The 18057-nt window shown below is 70.4% G+C and carries 13 protein-coding genes; 7 read left to right on the plus strand and 6 right to left on the minus strand.

Annotated features, from left to right (window positions below; all coding sequences use genetic code 11):
• Positions 1-31 precede the first annotated feature (31 nt).
• Positions 32-229: a hypothetical protein gene (locus tag HS104_33700; protein MBE7484910.1), complete on the minus strand. Its 198-nt coding sequence runs from the start codon at positions 227-229 to the stop codon at positions 32-34.
• Between HS104_33700 and HS104_33705 the strand changes: the two genes are divergently transcribed.
• Together HS104_33705 and HS104_33710 are read left to right on the plus strand one after the other, a co-directional pair.
• Positions 229-1548, plus strand: a complete 1320-nt coding sequence (locus HS104_33705; protein ID MBE7484911.1) for an MFS transporter — start codon at positions 229-231, stop codon at positions 1546-1548. The two genes, HS104_33700 and HS104_33705, sit on opposite strands and share 1 nt — an antisense overlap.
• 28 nt (positions 1549-1576) lie before the next feature.
• Positions 1577-2482, plus strand: coding sequence for a phosphate/phosphite/phosphonate ABC transporter substrate-binding protein (locus tag HS104_33710; GenBank protein MBE7484912.1), 906 nt, complete (start codon positions 1577-1579; stop codon positions 2480-2482).
• 2 nt (positions 2483-2484) lie between these two features.
• On the opposite strand, the gene HS104_33715 is transcribed toward HS104_33710, so the two are convergent.
• Positions 2485-3180 (minus strand): crotonase/enoyl-CoA hydratase family protein, encoded by a 696-nt coding sequence (locus HS104_33715; protein MBE7484913.1) that lies wholly within the window; start codon positions 3178-3180, stop codon positions 2485-2487.
• A gap of 77 nt (positions 3181-3257) precedes the next feature.
• Here HS104_33715 and HS104_33720 point away from each other — a divergent pair, with 77 nt between their 5' ends.
• The gene (locus HS104_33720) at positions 3258-3761 is read left to right on the plus strand and encodes a hypothetical protein (protein MBE7484914.1); all 504 of its coding nucleotides are present in this window, start codon (positions 3258-3260) and stop codon (positions 3759-3761) included.
• A gap of 4 nt (positions 3762-3765) precedes the next feature.
• On the opposite strand, the gene HS104_33725 is transcribed toward HS104_33720, so the two are convergent.
• Together HS104_33725 and HS104_33730 are read right to left on the minus strand one after the other, a co-directional pair.
• Complete coding sequence (locus tag HS104_33725) at positions 3766-5247, minus strand: serine/threonine-protein kinase (protein ID MBE7484915.1); 1482 nt, start codon at positions 5245-5247, stop codon at positions 3766-3768.
• A 26-nt stretch (positions 5248-5273) separates the two neighbouring features.
• Positions 5274-6893, minus strand: a complete 1620-nt coding sequence (locus HS104_33730) for a hypothetical protein (protein ID MBE7484916.1) — start codon at positions 6891-6893, stop codon at positions 5274-5276.
• A 226-nt stretch (positions 6894-7119) separates the two neighbouring features.
• Here HS104_33730 and HS104_33735 point away from each other — a divergent pair, with 226 nt between their 5' ends.
• The 4 genes from HS104_33735 to HS104_33750 are packed head-to-tail and all read left to right on the plus strand — an operon-like array spanning position 7120 to position 13528.
• Positions 7120-7572 carry a hypothetical protein gene (locus HS104_33735; GenBank protein ID MBE7484917.1) on the plus strand — a complete coding sequence of 151 codons (453 nt, stop codon included), beginning with the start codon at positions 7120-7122 and terminating at the stop codon, positions 7570-7572.
• 11 nt (positions 7573-7583) lie between these two features.
• Positions 7584-8540, plus strand: a complete 957-nt coding sequence (locus tag HS104_33740; GenBank protein MBE7484918.1) for an NAD-dependent epimerase/dehydratase family protein — start codon at positions 7584-7586, stop codon at positions 8538-8540.
• A 44-nt stretch (positions 8541-8584) separates the two neighbouring features.
• Positions 8585-9580, plus strand: coding sequence for an SUMF1/EgtB/PvdO family nonheme iron enzyme (locus HS104_33745; protein MBE7484919.1), 996 nt, complete (start codon positions 8585-8587; stop codon positions 9578-9580).
• A 24-nt stretch (positions 9581-9604) separates the two neighbouring features.
• Positions 9605-13528 carry a protein kinase gene (locus HS104_33750; protein MBE7484920.1) on the plus strand — a complete coding sequence of 1308 codons (3924 nt, stop codon included), beginning with the start codon at positions 9605-9607 and terminating at the stop codon, positions 13526-13528.
• A 17-nt stretch (positions 13529-13545) separates the two neighbouring features.
• Here HS104_33750 and HS104_33755 read toward each other — a convergent pair whose 3' ends face one another.
• The gene (locus HS104_33755) at positions 13546-14808 is read right to left on the minus strand and encodes a lamin tail domain-containing protein (protein ID MBE7484921.1); all 1263 of its coding nucleotides are present in this window, start codon (positions 14806-14808) and stop codon (positions 13546-13548) included.
• A gap of 123 nt (positions 14809-14931) precedes the next feature.
• Positions 14932-18057 (minus strand): preprotein translocase subunit SecA, encoded by a 3126-nt coding sequence (gene secA, locus HS104_33760; protein ID MBE7484922.1) that lies wholly within the window; start codon positions 18055-18057, stop codon positions 14932-14934.

Genomic DNA, 18057 nt, shown 5'->3' on the forward strand with positions numbered 1-18057 from the left:
AGATAGCATGGTTTCTCGGGGCAGGGAGAGCCTAACCCCCCAGAACCCGGGCAATCGCGCGGCGCACCCAGGACAGCGGGTTGCACACGTCGGAGACCGCGGGCGTCCCCGTCAGCTGCTCGTAGCAGAGGCGAGGCGCCGGCCACGCCAGCACGGCGACGATCAGCAGGATGATCAACACGCTCACCAGCACGCCGAGCGCGGGCGACTGCGTCTTGGGCTCACTCACTGTCGTCCGGCCGGCACTCTAGCCTCCGCAGCAAAACGCCGCTACCCGCCCGAGGGCGCGCGTGCCACCTTTCGCGCGTGAACGAGGCCGGTTCGAAGAGCCACCCGCGCGCGGCCTTCGCCCACCGGGACTTCCGCCTGTACATGGCGGCCCGCTTCATGACCGTGGTCGGCGGCCAGATGCAGTCGGTGGCGGTGGGCTGGCAGATCTACACCTTCACGAACGACCCGCTGCACCTCGGCTGGGTCGGGCTCGCGCAGTTCCTGCCCATGATGTTGTTTGCGCTGCCGAGCGGGCACGTCGCGGACCGTTTCGCGCGCCGGAACGTGCTCCTCGGCTGCTTTCTGGCTGCAGGCCTCGCGTCGGCGGCGCTCTCACTGACCTCCGTTGGAGCTCCCAACCTGCTGGTGCTGTACTCGCTCCTGGTCGTGCTCGGGACGACGCGCGCGTTCTACGGCCCGGCGGCCAGCGCGTTCTTGCCGTCGCTCGTGCCCAAGCAAGACTTCCCGAACGCCGTGGCGTGGAGCGCGACGAACTGGCAGGTCGCGACCATCGGGGGGCCCGCGCTGGGCGGCATCGTGTACGGCGCCTTCGGGCCGTCGGTGGTGTACGCGGCGACCGCGTTGTGCTCGTTCGGAGCGTTGCTCTTGGTGGCGGGCATCGGCGCCCGCTCGGCTCCGTCGGCGGAGCAGGCGCCGAGCCTCTCGACGCTCTTGGCCGGGCTCGCCTACGTGTGGCGCCAGAAGATCCTGCTCGGCGCCATCACGCTCGATCTGTTCGCGGTGCTCCTGGGCGGGGCGGTGGCGCTGCTCCCGGCGCTGGCCAAGGACGTGCTGCACGTGGGCCCCGGGGGGCTCGGCCTCTTGCGCGGAGCGCCGGCCGTCGGCGCGGCCTTGATGGCCGTTTCCCTGGCGTATCGTCCGCTCAGGCGGCGGGCAGGGGCGACCATGCTCGTTTCGGTCGTCGTCTTCGGTCTGGCCACCGTGGTGCTCGGGCTCTCCAAGAGCTTCGCGCTCTCGCTCGCCGCGCTGGTCGTGCTGGGCGCGTCCGACATGGTCAGCGTGTTCGTGCGCCAGAACCTAGTGCAGCTCGGCACCCCGGACGCGATGCGCGGGCGCGTGAGCGCGGTGAACCTGGTGTTCATCGGGGCGTCGAACGAGCTCGGCGAGGCCGAGTCCGGCGTCACGGCCGCCTGGCTCGGGATCGTCCCTGCGGTGGTCGCCGGGGGCATCGGCACCGTCCTGGTGGTGGGGCTGTGCGCGCTCGCGTTCCCGGCGCTGAGGAAGGTCGATAGGTTGCAGGACCTGCGTGCAGCCTGACCCGGGTTCTGCGTAGCATCCGCTGCCGATGCCTCTCCGTCTCCTGACCCTGCTGCTCGCGTTCGTCGCGGTCCTCCTCACGGGCTGCCGGCGCGACGACGAGCGGCTCGGGGCTCCGGGCGCGCCGCTCGTCGTCCTGCTCTCGGAGTCGCATGGCGCCGACGCGGCCCGCGTACGCGAGCTCGAACAGCTGCTCGCCAAGGCCTCGGGGCTCCGCATCGAGCTCCGCGTCGCGCCCAGCAGCGAGGACGCGGTGCGCATGGCGGGCAGCCCCAACGTGGACGCGGCGTTGCTCAGCGTCTTCGAGTACCTGTTCTGCCGGCAGCTGCACGGCGTCAGCGCTGGCCTCCGAGTGGTGCGGGTGGGCGGCGCCAAGGCGCACCACGGGGAAATCGTCGCCAAGAGCTCGGGCCCCGTGAAGTCCCTGTCCGACCTCCAGGGCAAGAAGGTGGCCTTCGTCGATCGCTACTCGAGCACCGGCTACCTGTTGCCCTCGAAGCTGCTCGCCGACGCGAAGGTGAGCGTCACGCCGCTCTTCACTGGATCGCACGCGGCGGCCTTGGCCGCGCTGAAAGAGGGGCGCGCCGACGCCGCCGCGACCTACGAGGACAGCGTGAAAGGGGACCCGGAGCTGACGGTGCTGGGCAAGACGCCGGAGCTCCCCAACGAGCCGCTGTTCTTCCGCGCTGGGCTGCCGGCGGACAAGCGCCAGAAGCTGATGGACGCCTTCCTGAGCGTCGCGGCGACGAGCGAGGGCAAGCAGGCGCTCGCTGGCATCGCCCACGTCGAGGGCTTCGAGCCGGCGACGGACACCGAGTACAAGGGCGCCGCTGTCCTGATCAGCAGCATCGGCAAATCCGTGAAGGACGTGGTGCCGCAGGGCTGGATCTTGACCCACGAGGCAGAGAGCCGGCCGGGGGATCTGGCGCCGTGAGCTCAGCCCCCGAACTCGCGGATGTTCGCCTCGAGCGTGTCACGAATGTGCTGGATGCTGTCGCGGCGGAGCGCGCGCTTGCTGGCGGAGTAGGCCAGGTTGGACAGCCCGGACAGGCGGCGCGCCTCGGTGAGAGCCCGCGGTACGACCTCTTCCGGTTGGGCGACCTCGTCCAGGTAGCCGGCGGCGAGCGCGGCTTCAGGCGCGTACTGGCGCGCTAGGAGCGTTGCCTCCGTCAGCTTGCGCGGATCGAGGCGATCGCGGGCCATCTCGATGGCCAAGATCGGCAGCGGCATGCCGATGGCGACCTCGTTCAGCCCGAGCTTGAAGTCGCCGGCGGCGCCGATGCGCACGTCGCCGGTCAGGACGACCAGCGCGCCACCCGCGAGCGCGTGGCCGGTGCAGGCGACGACCAGGGGCTGCGGGTGCGAATAGGCACGCATCAGCACCTCCGCGCCGCGCGTCACCAGGGCGCGGGCGCTGTCCGGGCCCGCCATCATGTGCCGGAGATCGAAGCCGGCGCAGAAGCGCCCGGGCCGGCCGGCGAGCACCACCGCCTTCGCTTCCTTCTCCGCGCGCTCGAGGGCGGCGTCGAGCGCGTCGAGCATCTCGGGGCTGAGCGCGTTGGCCTTGCCGTCGTCCATACGGAGCAGGGCGACGTCGTCGGAAAGCTCGAAACTGACCAGGGAGGAGCTCATGCGTTTCGCCATTGGCTAGCAGAGCTCGGGGGCGCTTGGAACCCGCGGCGCGGTGGACTAGGCTTCGAGCCGGGGCCATGACGGACAGCCAGCAGCCTTCACGCGAGCTCCGCCTGCGAGTGGTGGTGATGGGGGGCGCCAGCGACGTGTTCGTGGGCGCGCTGGGCCTGACCGACGGCGAGATGCCGCTCGGCGTGGTGCACGGCTTCGACGCGAGCGTGCTCTTCGAGACCTTCCCGGTGGATCCTTGGAGCGGTGACGGCAGCGCGGGGGTCGCGCTGGAGCGAGCGGCGCACGCGCTCGACGCGCTGGTCCTGACCGACGCGCTGACGGCGGGCACGCACTACTCGAGCTCCGCCGTGGAGCGGCTGTGTCGCGCGCTCCAGCCGACCCGCGTCGTGGTGCCCACGGTCATCTACGGCGGCCCGGCGCTTGCCATGGAGTGGCAGACGCTGAGCGGCGTCGCCCCGGTGATGGTCTGCGAGCCGACGCCGGAGAACGCGCTGCCCGCCGCGCGCGCCATCGCCAAGGCCGCGTTGCGCGCGCTCAAGCGCAGCGAGCCGCCGCCCTCGGTGCGCTGAGGCGTCACGTTCGGTTGGTGCGTCGCGTGTCCATCTCCGTGGGCCCGGTCGGATCCGGAGGGCCCTTGAGGTGGCTGACCAGGCCGGTGTCGAGGGGCGAGTCGTCCTCCAGGCCGAACAGCTCGCTCTCGACGACCTCGCGGAAGACGCGCAGCTTGGGCTCGTCGTAGAGCACGAAGCGCACCTCTTCCAGCCGTGAGCCGCCCAGCGACAGGTGCCAGCGCAGCGCCGCAGCCTGGGCCTGCGCGGCGGCCTCCAGGGTGACGCGCGCCGCGCCGGTGCCCAGCGCTAGGATGGCGAGGCGCCGGAGGCCGAGGCGCTCGGCCAGGAGCAACGCTCGCTGCATCGCCCGGCCCACGCAGGACGCCTCCTCCCACGCGCTGACCGCGTGCAGCACCCGGCGGCAAGTGAGCTGCCCCGGGGAGGTGGCGATGCACGCACCGAGCGGCTGCTGGCCGTTCCGCATCGCCTCCTCTTCGATTTCGTCGCCTCCTACGCGCCGGAGGCTCTCCGCGACGCCGGTGCGCATGGTGAGCTGCCAGTTCGCAGAGCTGATGATGCCGTCCACCTCGGCGCGGGCGATGTCCGCCGCCTCCGTCACCACTTGAAGCTGCCCGAGCGCGAGGCTCTGTTCGTTCAGCCGGGCCGCGCGAGTCGGCCGCTGCGTGGCTTGCCCCAGCGCGGCGAGCGCGCGCCGCGGCTCGCCCAGATCGGCGAAGCGATGTCGGCGATCCTTGGCGATCATGCGCGCGACCACGTGCTGGAAATAGGCCTCCTCGGCGCTGCGAGGTGGAGGGAATCGGGCCTCTTCCGGGCTCTCGAGCAGCTCGGGCAGCGTCGCGAAGGGCGGGCTGCCGTAGCGCAGATCGTAGATGGTGGCGCCGAGCCCGTAGACGTCTGCGCGGCGATCGAGGGGCTCCTGCCGCAGCGCCTCGGGCGACATGAAGCGCAAGGTCCCGGCGCTCGAGGCCAGGTTCTTCTCGCAGATCTGCGTGGGCATCGCGATGCCGAAGTCGCCGAGCTTGACGCTGCCGTCAGCCGAGCCGAACAGGTTCGACGGCTTCAGATCCCGGTGGAGCACGCCTTGCTGGTGCGCGGCGTGCAGGCCGTGGGCGATCTTGGCGGCGGCGTCGCACACGAACCAGAGCGGGAGCCCCAGGCCCAGGCAGTCCCGCCGGGCGTGGTCGAGCTCATTCAGGTCGATGCCGTCCACGTACTCCTGCACCACGTACGGGATGTCGTCGTGGCTGCCGACGTCGAGGGCGCGCACCACGTTCGGGCTGGTGATGCGAGCCATCAGGCGGGCCTCGGTCACCACCCGCTGCATGCGCTCCTGGAGCGAGCCGCCGAGCTCCGGCTTCAGGGTCTTGATGATGACGGGCGTGGCCAGGACGACGTGCCGGCCGAGCCAGACGTCGCCCATGCCGCCGCCGCCCAGGCGTCCCCAGACCTCGTAGTCGTGGATGCGTGCGCCGGGTCCCAGCATCGTCCCGAGGATACTCCCGCTGGGGCTCAAGGGGGCGCGGGCCGTGTCCGGCGGTAGAGCCACCAGGTGTTCTGGTGCGCCACCAGCTGGATGCTGGGGTCGGCGGCGAAGATCCCGGCCGGATCGGCGTAGCGCCGCACCAGGAACCAGTCGAACCATGTCCCGTGGCGGCGCACGTCGAACCAAGTCGGCCGCCACTCCCAGTGCTCCGGCACCGGCGGCGGGACGTGGGGGCTGCCTTCCCGGTAGGCCACCGGGTTCTGGTTCCAGCCGATGAAGTGGAACGACAGCGCGCCGCCCTTCTCGGCCTGCACCCAGGCGGGCAGGTGGATGAAGGGCGTGATGGTGCGCGTCGAGCCCTCGTGGTTGAAGATCAGGTAGGCCAGACGCGGCGCCTTGGGGATCTGCGCGACGACCGCCTGGAAGTCGGCCGTGCTCTTGTCGAACGCGTGGTACTGCACCGCCACGTGGTAGCCCATGCGCCCCGCGAACAGCGCGAGTGAGAGGGAGAGCGCGAAGCGAGGCAGGCCCGCGCGCGGCATGTCCGGCACCACGGCGAACAGGATGAAGAGCGCGGGCGTGATCTCTCGGGGGTAGACGTACCACCAGAGCCCGATGCGCATCGGCAGCATCAAAAACGCGAACAGGAAGCCCGCGGCGAAGAGCAAAGGCAGCAGCGTCACCGAGGCGCCCCACCACCATTCGCGGAAGCTCCGGTGCTTCGTCCTGCCCTGGACCACGAACCAGAACGCGCAGCTGATACCGAGCACCAAGGCCAGGTCGAGGAAGCGGTTGAAGTGAAGCTTCTCCTCGACGCCGGCCGCGCCCCCGAAGCCGTCCACCAGGTACGCGCCAATCTCGCGCACCCGGTCGGGGGACCACGCCAGGTGCTTGCCCAGGTCCATCTTGCCGCCTTGCTTGGGCATGAAGTGCCAGGCGGCGAACAGCGCGACGCTCGGCAGCGTGGGCCAGAGGGCGGGCCACAGCCGGCGCGTCGCGGGCCAGACCAAGACGACCGCGCCCCATACCGCCAGGATGGCGAACGGGTAGCGGAAGTGGTGGGTGAAGAACACGGCGATCAAGCTCAGCGCGAGGCCGAGCTGTCGCCAGCGCGTCGGCCGATCCGCGACCAGGAGCGCGTAGCCGACGCTCATCGCGAACAGGCCGATGGCGCCGACGAAGTTCAGAAAGCCCCAGTGGGTGAGGTGCATCCAGACGGCGCCGAGGCCGAGCAGGCCCCAGAGCGGGCTCTTCTTCATGCCGTGGAACAGGAGCGCGAGCCCCGCCGGCAGGAGGGCGAGCATCACCACGGCGGCGCCCTTCACGGCGACGTGCATCGGCAGCACCAGCGCCAGGAGCGCGCCGATCGCGTACATGGACATGTACGGGACCTCGAACGGGTGCAGCGTGAACTGCTCGCGGAAGCCGAAGGAGGAGTCCCAGTAGTGCCGGAAGATGGAGATGTCGCTGGCATGGAACGGCAGATCCGTCATCGGCGGATAGCGCACCACCGCGAAGGGGTAGGCGATCACGTACACGCAAGCAGCGACGGCCACGAGCCCCGCGGCCCAGTCGAAGGGCCGCGCGCGGACGCTCCCCCAGAGCTTTCGCCCGAGCTTCGCGGAGCGGCGCTTGGTCTCGGCCATCCTTGGGGGCGCCGACACTAGTCTCGACTCGGGCAGTCTTGCCATGATCAGATCACGACCATCGGGAGCAGCGAAAACCCACGGAAACTGTCGGCGGAGCCGGTGGATGCCGCTCCCGCTGCGGGCTCTTCACGGCGGAAAGCGGCCCGTCGAGAGTAGCGCGGCCGTGCGCGTCGAGGCGGGGAGCCTTGCGTGGAGCGTGCCCGCTGCGCGATCCTGCGCCGACATGACCCCCCCACAGCGACGCTCCCCGGCCAGCTGGGCGCTGCTCCTCGGCCTCGTCGCTTGCGACCGGAAGGCGGCCCCCAGCGATCCGGTCGCACCGTCGCCGAGCGCGTCGGTCACGACGGCCGCGCCGAGCGCTCCAGCCGCGGTGCCCTCGCCGGAGAGCATGGCTTCAGCGGCCCCGGCGCCCCCGCCGGAAGACACGGCCTCCGCGGCGCCAGCGCCCTCTGCCGCGAAGAGCACCAACTGCTACCCCGCCGCGAAGTCACGGGACTACGGGAGCGTCTCGGCGGCCGAGCCGCCGTTCGCCGACTGCGCCAAGCACCTCAAGGTCCACTGCGGCGGCAAGGACGGAGAACGCGGCCACCTGACCGGCCTAGCGCTGGACGTGAAGGCGACGACGGCGGCCCGCAAGCGACAGCCGGACGCGTGCTGTTACAACTCGTGCGATTGAGGGTACCCGCAATGTCCAACCCACACTCCCTCGCTGGTGCGACCGTGGTCGTCACCGGAGGCTGCGGCTTCATCGGCTCGCACCTGGTGCGCGCCCTCGGTGCCCGCGGCGCGGCGCGCATCGTGGTGATCGACAGCCTGCGCTACGGCAAGCCGGAGAACCTGCCGGCGGAGGTGCCGGTCGAGATCGTGAAGCACGATCTGGGCTTCGGTGACACCGCCGAGCTCGACCGGGCTCTCGCCGGCGCCGACTACCTCTTCCACCTGGCGGCCGAGAAGCACAACCAGTCGAAGGACGACCCCACGCGCGTGCTTCGCTCGAACGTGGAGGGGACCGCAGCGCTGTTCCAAGCGGCCGGTCGAGCCGAGCTGAAGAAGGTCCTGTTCACGTCGTCGCTCTACGCCTACGGCCGCCTGGCTGGGCCGCCCATGGTGGAGACGGAGCTCCCGCTCCCGTCCACCGTGTACGGCATCAGCAAGCTCACCGGCGAGCACCTGCTGGCGTTCTTCGCGAAGCAATACGGCATGGACTTCGCTACGCTCCGCTACTTCTTCGTGTACGGCCCGAGGCAGTTCGCGGGCACCGGCTACAAAAGCGTGATCGTGAAGAGCTTCGAGCGCCTGCGCGAGGGTGCGTCTCCGGTCGTCTTCGGCGACGGACGACAGTCCCTCGACTACGTGTACGTGGACGACGCGGTGGAGGCGACGTGCCGCGCCCTCGAGTCGCCGCTGTCCGGAGAGCTCTTCAACGTCGGCTCGGGCGTCGCGACCAGCGTGCGCGAGCTGATCGAGCTGATGGTGCGCGTGTCCGGGCGACAGGTCGCCGTCGAGACCGGTCCGGCGGACTGGACCGCGGGCACGAGCCGCGCCGGAAACGTCGAGAAAATCGCCAAGCTCCTCGGCTGGCGCGCCACGACCAGCCTGGAGCAGGGCCTCGGGGCCACGCTCGCGTGGCTCGGGCAGAGCTAGCCGCCTTCTTGGCACCCGGCGCCGAGCTCCGCTAGACGAGGGCCGTGAGACTCTGGCCCCTGGGACTCGCGCTCTTCGCATTCGCGGCCTGCAACGGCGCCTCGCAAGCGCATCCGCCCGCGGCCAAGGCCGAGCGCGCCGAGCCGGCGGCGAAGAGGCCCGTCCAGGTGAAGGTCGCCAAGCCGAAGGCCAAGCCCGCTCCGTCTGCAAGCGCCCCGCCGCCGCCCGTCGAGGTCGCGAAGCCCGCCGAGCCGCCGCCGCCCGACATGCTGCCGGTCCCGGCGGGCACGTTCAGCATGGGCTCCGACGATCAGGGCGAGCAGGACGAGCGCCCCGCTCACCAGGTGACGCTGAAGGCCTTCCTGCTCGACAAGTACGAGGTCACCAACGGCCAGTACCTCGAGTGCGTGAGCGCGAAGATCTGCAAGCCATGGAAGGCAGACGCCGCCAAGGCGATGAAGTACGGCTCCGAGAAGGAGTTTCGCGGAGCGAAGAAGCCGGTGGTCGGCGTCTCTTGGGAAGACGCGAAGACCTACTGCGAGTGGCGCGGCAAGCGCTTGCCCACCGAGGCCGAGTGGGAGCGTGCCGCGCGCGGCGACGACGGGCGCACGTATCCCTGGGGCAACGCCTTCCCCGATCCCAAGAAGCACGGCTGCTTCCAGGGTTGCCAGGGCGGCGCCACCGCCGAGGTCGGCTCGTACCCGGACGACGCCGGCCCCTACGGCCACCACGATCTGGCGGGCAACGTCTGGGAGTGGATCGCCGACTCCTACGATCCCTACGCGTACAAGCGTCCGACGGCGGACCGCGGCGTGCCCGGCACCTGCGAGCAGATCCTGGAAGCGCAGGACGAGCTCAGGAAGAAGAAGCTCGAGGGCTACACCGGCACGAACCCCATCCCAACGGAGTGCGAGCGCGTGCTCCGGGGCGGCGCTTTCAACTACCACGCCAAGGGGCTGCGCTCGTCGAACCGCGTCCACCACCCGGGGAGCTGGCGGCTGCTGGTGGCGGGCTTTCGCTGCGCGAAAGACGCTTCCTGAGTCGGGATATACTGCCCGCTGGCAGTGAAGGTCGACGACGTCCTGGCGGATCGCTTCGAGGTCGAACGCTTTGCCGGTGCCGGGGGCATGGGACAAGTGTTTCGGGCCAAGGACCGCCTCACGGGTCGGCCCGTCGCCGTCAAGGTCCTGGTCGAGGACGGCGCGGACCATCGCTTCTCACGCGAGGCGAAGCTGCTCGCGGAGCTCGACCACCCGGGCATCGTGCGCCACGTCGCCCACGGCACGACGGCGGAAGGCCAGGCCTTCATCGCGATGGAGTGGCTGGAGGGCGAGACGCTCGGCGCGCGGCTCAAGCGCTCCCGGCTCGGCGACGCCGAGGCCATCGAGGTGGTGTCGCGCATGGCCGAAGCGCTGTCCGCCGCGCATGCGCGCGGCATCGTGCACCGCGACGTCAAGCCGGGGAACGTCATCCTGGTGGACGGCCGGGTCGATCGGGTCAAGCTCCTGGACTTCGGCATCGCGCACCTGTCCGACGCCTCGGCGGTGATGACGCGCACCGGCGCGGTGCTGGGGACGGTCGGGTACATGGCGCCGGAGCAGGCGCGCGGCGTGAGCGGCATCGACGCGCGCGCCGACGTGTTCGCGCTGGGCGCGGTGCTGTTCCACTGCCTCACGGGCCGCCCGCCGTTCGCTGGCGGCGGTGCAGTGGCCATCCTCGCCAAGCTCGTGCTGGAGGAAGCACCTCGGCTCTCCAAGCTGCGACCCGAGCTGCCGCGCGAGCTCGACGCCCTGGTCGCGAGCCTGCTCGCCAAGGAACCCGCGGGGCGCCCGCGCGACGCGAGCGCGGTGCTGCCTTTGCTGGCGAAGATCCAGCTCGGACCCGACGCGCCGACGTCGCTGCCGCCGACCGGCGAAGAGGCGCTCACCGGCGCCGAGCAGCGCCTGGTGGCCGTGCTCATCGCCAGCGCGGTCGGCGACGAGAGCGCCTCCGAGTGGGGCTCGACGGCCTTCGAGTCGGTCGGGGCGGTGAGCAGCGAGGCCTCCGAGCACCCGACCCGCAGCGACGGCCGCGCGTCCGGGCAGGTCGTGCGCGAAGCCCGCAAGGTGATCGCGCGCTTCGGCGGCAGGCTCGAGCCCCTGCGCAGCGGCTCGCTGGCGGTCTTGCTCACCGGCGCCGGGGGCTCGGCGACGGATCTGGGGACGCGAGCCGCGCGCTGCGCGCTGGACCTCCGGTTGCTACTGCCGAACGCGCCGATGGCGCTGGCGACCGGGCGCGGCGTCGTGGCCGGCGCGTTTCCGGTGGGAGACGCCATCGATCGAGCAGCGGAGCTCTTGCCGACGGCGCCGAAGGCGTACGAAGGCATCGCTCTGGACGCGGTGACGCGCGGCTTGCTCGACGCGCGCTTCGAGGTCGCCGGCGACTCGGGTCGCGCGGTGCTGCTCGGCGAGCGCGCGCTCGACGCCTCCCGCCGGCTCCTGGGCCGGCCCACCACCACAGTCGGTCGCGAGCGCGATCTGAAGTTCCTGGAGAGCCTGCTGGACGAGTGCCTCTCCGAGCCGGTGGCGCGCGCGGCGCTGGTGCAGGGGCCCGCGGGGATCGGCAAGTCCCGCGTGCGCTACGACTTCGCGCGCCGCGTCGCCGAGCGGGACGAGGCGATCACGACCTGGATGGCCCGCGGCGATCCGATGAGCGCGGGCTCGCCCTTCGGCCTCGTAGCCCAGGCGCTGCGTCGCACCTGGGGCGTGCAGGACGGCGAGCCCGCAGCCGAGAGTCGAGCCCGACTGACGGGCTGGATCGCCGAGCGCTTCGGGGAGCCTGACCGCGCACGGCTCGGAACTTTTCTCGGGGAGCTCGCTCGCGTCCCCTCCGGCAGCGAAGACGACGAGCAGCTCGCCGCTGCGCGCCGCGACCCCGTGCTCCTGGGTGACCAGCTCAAGCGGGCGTTCGAGGACGCCGTCCTGGCCGAGTGCCGGCGCGCGCCGCTGCTGCTCATCCTCGAAGACCTGCACTGGGGCGATCTGCCGAGCGTGAACCTGGTGGACTCGGCGCTGCGGGTGGCGAAGGAGCAGCCGTTCATGGTGCTCGCGCTCGGGCGCCCGGAGGTGCGCGACGCCTTCCCGTCGCTCTTCGAGCAGCGCGACCTGGTCGAGGTGCGCCTCGGCGCGCTGACACGCAAGGCGTCCGAGAGGCTGGTGACGGAGGTACTCGGCGATCGGGCCGAGCCCGAGCTCGTGGCGCGCGTCGTCGAGCGCGCGGACGGCAACGCCTTCTACCTGGAAGAGCTGATCCGTGCCGTCGCCGAGGGCGAGTCCGAGAAGCTGCCCGAGACGGTGCTGGCGATGGTGCAGTCCCGCCTCGAGGCGCTGCCGGAGGCGGCGCGGCGCGTGCTCCGGGCAGCCAGCGTGTTCGGCGGCGTGTTCTGGGACGGCGGAGTCGCCGCGCTGATCGGCGGCGAGCAGGACCCGACCGAGGTGGGCGACTGGCTGACCATGCTCGCGGAGCGAGAGCTGGTCACGGCCCGTGCCCAGAGCCGTTTCCCCGGCGTGCGCGAGCACGTGTTCCGCCACGCGCTGGTGCGAGAGGCGGCGTACTCCATGCTGACCCGGGAGGACGCCGAGCGCGGCCACCGCATCGCCGGCAACTGGCTCGAGGAGAACGGCGAGCCGGACGCGCTGGTGCTCGCCCAGCACTTCGATCGCGGCAACGAGCGCGAGCGCGCGCTGACCTGGTCGCGCACCGCCGCGGAGGAGGCGTTCGCCGGCAACGACCTCGGCGCGGCCGCCAAGGCCGCGGCGCGTGCGCTGGAGATCGCCCGTGCGCTGCCCGTCGAGCCGCGGATCTTGGGCGAGCTCGTGCTGCTCGAAGGAGAGATCATCTACTGGCTCGGCAGGCACGCCGAGGCGCACACCCGGGGCGAGGAGGCCTTCGGGTTGCTCGTCCCGGGGAGCGACAGCTGGTACTCCGCGGCGTCGCTGCTCACGGTCTCGAGCCATCGCTCCGGCAACGTCGAGGCCGAGCGGGCGCTGGCCCGGCGCTTGTGTGACGAGGGCTGGTGCGACTGCCCGGGCGTAGCGGCCTTGATGTCCACCTGTCGCGTCGCGACGGCGATCCTCCAGATCGGCGACTACGAGCTGGCCGACCTGCTCTTTTCCCACATCGACGCCTGGGCGCCGACCCTGCCGAACGCGCCGGGCGCGCTCGCCCGCTGGCAGGCTAGCCGCGCGGCCCGCGCGCTGTTCAAGGGCTTCACCTGGGAATACCGCGAGCTCTCGGAGCAGGCGGCGGCGGCCTGCGAGGAAGCCGGCGATCTCCGGACGACGACCATCCACCGCCACAACGCCGGCCACGCCTGTCTCGAGCTCGGTCAGTTCGAGCAGGCGGAGGCCCGACTGCGCGACACCGTGCGGCTCGGCCAGCGCCTGGGTATCAAGAACGTGACCGCCTCGGCCAAGAACAACCTGGGCGCCGCGCTCACCGCGCTCGGGCGCTTCGACGAAGCGAGAGCGCTCCTCTCCGAGGCGATCTCGGAGCTGATGACGCAGGGTGATCGCCGCATGGAGGGTGGCGCGCACAACCACCTGGCGGAGCTCCTGATCCTCCAAGGGGACGCCGAGGGCGCCGTGGCGGAGGCCGAGCGCGCCGTAGCGATGCTCGCGCACGTTCCGCCGACCCGCATTCACGCCATGGCGGTGCTGGCCGTCGCGCTCCGCGCCGCGGGTCGCCTCGAGGACAGCCTGGAGATGGCGCGGAGCGCCAACGCCGCGCTGAACGAGGTTGGCAGCATCGCAGACGGCGAGGCGCTGGTGCGGCTCGCGCTGGCCGACGCGCTGATCGCGACCGGAGACGAGGACGCCGCGCGGGACGTCGCCCGGCGCGCGGTCGCGAGACTCCGGGAGCGCGCCGCCGCGATCGGTGACCCCGCGGTGCGAGCGAGCTTTCTCGAAAGCGTGACGGCTCACCGCCGCCTCGCTGAGCTAGTTGGCTGAGCCGGCGGCGCTGTCGGTCAGAAGCTCTGCCCCGCGTTCGGCTGTCCTGGCGTGGCAGCGACCGGACCGGTCCAGGTGAAGTCCGAGTACTTCTTGCCAGTGCCGGTGAGCTGGAGCGACTGGCCATCGGGCGTCGTGCTGAGCTCGCTCTTGCCGATGTCCACCGAGGCCGTGCCGCTGGCGGGGCCGTCGGTCGGAGTGAATTTGCCCTCGTAGGACAAGAACTGCACGACCTTGCCGGCCTTGTCGACGAGCGCGACGCCATCGGGCTCCGGGGCGCCGTCGGCACCTCCGTTCTGGATGTTGGTGGCGGCGGTCCACACCGTGCCGAATCCGTTCTTCTGGTTTGGGATGGTGCCCGACAGCGTCTTCGACATGTACTGCTTCAGCTGGCCGGGCGCGCCGTTGTAGAAGACGAGCGTCCAACCGGTGAGATCGGCGCCGGCGCTGCCCGCCACCTCCACGCCTTCGCCGGCGTCGGTGCTGGCGTCGTCGTAGTGCAGCTCGTTGATCCAGACCACTGCGGTCGGCGGCGGCGTGGAGCCGCAAGTGCCGCAGCCGAGGCTCGAAATCTTCGACGCGCAGCTCGCGCTCCAGGTGCCGTAGCAGGCGGAGTCCGTGTCTCCGACGCACTCCACGACCGCGTCGCTGTTGCACTTGGTGCCCGCGCAGCAGTCTGCGGGTGTCGGGCAGGTGCCGCACTTGAGGAGCAAGGTCTCGCCGGCGCAGGTCGCATCCCACTCGACCTGGCAGCAGTACGGATCCTGCGCGCACACGCAGGCCTGCACCGTGGTGTTCGTGCAGCCGGCCGCGAAGGGGGTACCGGTGCAGCAGTCGCTCTTCGGTGCAGCGCCGCCGCTGCCGCCGCTGCTCGCGCCGCCGCTGGAAGTGGAGCCCCCGCTGCTCGCGCCGCCGCTGCTCGCGCCGCCGCTGGAAGTGGAGCCCCCGCTGCTCGCGCCACCGCTGGAGGTGGAGCCGCCGCCCGCAGTCGAGCCCCCGCTGGCCCCATTCCCCAAGCCACCGCTGCCGGGCGCGCCGCCGTCGCTGCTGCCACCCGCTGCGCCCGCTAGACCGGCGCTGCCGCCGCTCGACGTCGAGCCGGCCGCGCCGCTCTCGCCGCCGGAGAAGCCGCCGCTCCCGGAGGAGCTGCCGCCGCTGCCGCTGCCGCCGATGCTCGTGAAGGCGCCGGCGCCGGCGCCGCCGCCGACGTCCTGCGCCTGTGCACATGCGCCGAGCGTGACGAACCCCAAGCAGACGAACCCGTGGATCGCGTGCCGCATGCGATCGAACTTACCGAAGCGCGCGCTCTTTACAAGCACGCGTCGAGTCGTTTCACAGTGTCGCGGAGTTGAGTCGCGTTGGACGCACGTGGGTCCAACGCGGGACCGCTGGGCGCACCATGATCACGCTCGCGGCTGCTCCTCGTCTTCGTCTTCTTCTTCGAGCGCGGCGCCGTGGCACTTCTTGAACTTCTGGCCGCTGCCGCACGGGCACAGATCGTTGCGCCCGATCTTCGGCGCCGCGATCTGAGGCTGCGGGCGCGGCGGCGGCACGGACTGCGGCCGCCCGCCTTCGGCGAGCGCGTCGGCGATCGGCTCGGGTGAAGCGTTGACGTGACGCGCCACCGCTTGCTCGAGCAGGCCTTGGTGCTCGGCGGCGGCCTCGGCCTCGATGGCCTCGATGTCCTCGCGCTTCTGGATCTGCGCCTCGAAGAAGCGCTGGAGCACCGCGCCGCTGACCTTCGCCATCATGTTCAAGAAGAGGTTGTAGCCCTCCTTCTTGTACTCGTTCTTCGGGTCCTTCTGCCCGTACCCGCGCAGGCCGATGCCGTCGCGCAGGTGCTCCATGTTCGTCAGGTGATCGACCCAAGCCTGGTCGATGGCCTCGAGGTAGATGTAGCGGAACACGCGCATCGCGTTGTCCACGCCGAGCTCCTTCTCGCGAGCCAGGTACTGCTCCTCCGCGCGCCCGTACAGGTCGCGCACCAGGAGATCCGGATCGCCGAAGTTTTCCAGCTCGCGGCCGATCTTGAGCTTGAAGTGCTCGTTCATGCCGTCCCGGATGCCGGCCCAGTCCCAGTCCTCCGGCGGCTTGTTCTCCGGGCAGCTCTCCTCGACGATGGCGGCGATCACCCGATCGATGAGGTCCAGGGTGCGCTCGCGTTGCTCCGAGAGCCCCTGTGCCACCAGCTCGACCAGCTCTTCGTACATCTCCGCCGGCGTCCACTTCTTGGAGCGGTCCTCGACGTCGATGCGCACGCCCCAGAGCTGGTAGACCTCGCGCTGCAGCGCCTCGAGCTCGACCAGCTTTTCGGCGGCCTCGAAGTCCTTGCGCTTGGGCGCGCGCGGGCCCTTGTCGCCGGCGTCCTCGTCGTCGTCGCCACCCGCGTCTGCCGAGAGCGTGAGCGGCGGATCGACGAAGTAGGTGAGCAGCTTGCCGACCAAGGGGCGCACCTGCTTCTTGACCGCCTTGTCCATCGCGATGGCGCGGGTCTTGCCCGTGGGCTTGCCGACCTCGTCCAGCTCCTCCGGCTCGTAGCGGCCCAGGAGCAGCTGCTGGCGGAGCGTGTACACGGTCTTGCGCTGCGCGTTCATCACGTCGTCGTACTCGAGCAGGTTCTTGCGGATGTCGAAATTGCGCTCCTCGACCTTCTTCTGCGCGTTCTCGATGCTGCGCGTGACCCAGGGGTGCTCGATGGGCTCGTCGTCCGGCAGACCCATGCGGTCCATCAGGTTCTTGACGCGGTCACCCGCGAAGATGCGCATCAGGTCGTCCTCGAGGGACAGGTAGAAGCGGCTCGAACCGGGGTCACCCTGTCGGCCCGCGCGCCCGCGCAGCTGGTTGTCGATGCGGCGGGACTCGTGGCGCTCCGTGCCGACGATGTGCAGGCCCCCGAGCTCGACGACCTCGTCGTGCTCTTCCCTGCACAGCTTGTCGTATTTCTGGGTGAGCTTCTCGTACTCCTCGGGGTCGAGGTCGATGTCTTTACCGTTCTGCTTGAGCTCCCACTTCGCGAGCATCTCGGGATTGCCGCCGAGCAGAATGTCGGTGCCGCGACCGGCCATGTTGGTGCTGACCGTGATGGCACCCTTGCGGCCGGCCTGCGCCACGACGAACGCCTCGTTCTCGTGGTGCTTGGCGTTCAACACGTGGTGCGCCACGCCCTTCTTGGTGAGGATCTTGCTGATGGCCGCGCTCTTCTCGACGCTGGTGGTGCCCACCAGGATGGGTCGCCCGGCCTCGTTCTCCGCCAGGATTTCCTTGATGACCGCCGTGAACTTCTCGCGCTCCGTCTTGTAGACGATGTCGTGCTCGTCGAGCCGGATCATGTCCTTGTTGGTCGGGATCGCGACGCAGTCGAGCTTGTAGGTGGTGTGGAACTCGCTGGCCTCGGTCTCGGCGGTGCCGGTCATGCCGCCGAGCTTCTTGTACATGCGGAAGAGGTTCTGGAAGGTGATGGTCGCGATGGTGCGACTCTCCTCCTGGATGCGGACGTTCTCCTTGGCCTCGACGGCCTGGTGCAGACCGTCGCTCCAGCGGCGCCCGGCAAGGACGCGCCCGGTGAACTCGTCGATGATCAGCACCTTGCCGTCCGGGCTCACCATGTAGTGCTGGTCGCGTTTGTAGAGCGCGTGGGCCTTGAGCAGCTGATACAGGATGTGCAACGTCTGCATGTTGGCCGGGTCGTAGAGGTTGCCGATCCCGACCAGCTTCTGCACGAACTCGACGCCGTCGTCCGTCAGCGTGGCGCTGAAGGCCTTCTCGTCCACGTTGTAGTGCTCGTCTTTGTGCAGCTTCGCCACGACCTCGTTCAGCGAGCGGTATTTCTCGCTGGCCGCGTCGGCAGGGCCGCTGATGATGAGCGGCGTGCGCGCCTCGTCGATCAAGATCGAGTCGACCTCGTCCACGATGGCGAAGTTCAGCGCGCGCTGGGCGTAGTCCAGGGCCGAGAACTTCAGGTTGTCGCGCAGGTAGTCGAAGCCGAACTCGTTGTTCTGCCCGTAGGTGATGTCGCACTTGTAGGCGCGCTTCTTGTCGGTGTCGTTCTGCTGCGGGATGACCACGCCGATGGAGAGTCCCAGGAAGTTGTACAGGCGCCCCATCCACTCGGCGTCGCGCTTGGCCAAGTAGTCGTTCACCGTGATCAGGTGCACGCCCTTGCCCTCCAGGGCGTTCAAGTAGATGGGCAGCGTGGCGACCAGGGTCTTGCCCTCGCCCGTGCGCATCTCCGCGATCTTGCCCTGGTGCAGCACCATCCCACCCATCAGCTGCACGTCGTAGTGGCGCATCTTCAGCGCGCGCTTGCCGCCCTCGCGGCAGACGGCGAAGGCGTCGATCAGGATGTCGTCGAGCGTGGCGCCGTTGTCGAGCTGCTCCTTGAACTCTGCGGTCTTGGCCCGGAGCTCGTCGTCCGACAGCTTGGAGACGGATTTCTCCAGGTCGGAGATGGCCGCCACGATGGGCCTCATGCGCTTCACCGCGCGTTCGTTGGAGGTGCCGAACAGCTTCTTCGCTACCCAGGTGAGCAT

The sequence above is a fragment of the Polyangiaceae bacterium genome (assembly GCA_015075635.1).
Classification (GTDB): domain Bacteria; phylum Myxococcota_A; class Polyangia; order Polyangiales; family Polyangiaceae; genus JADJKB01.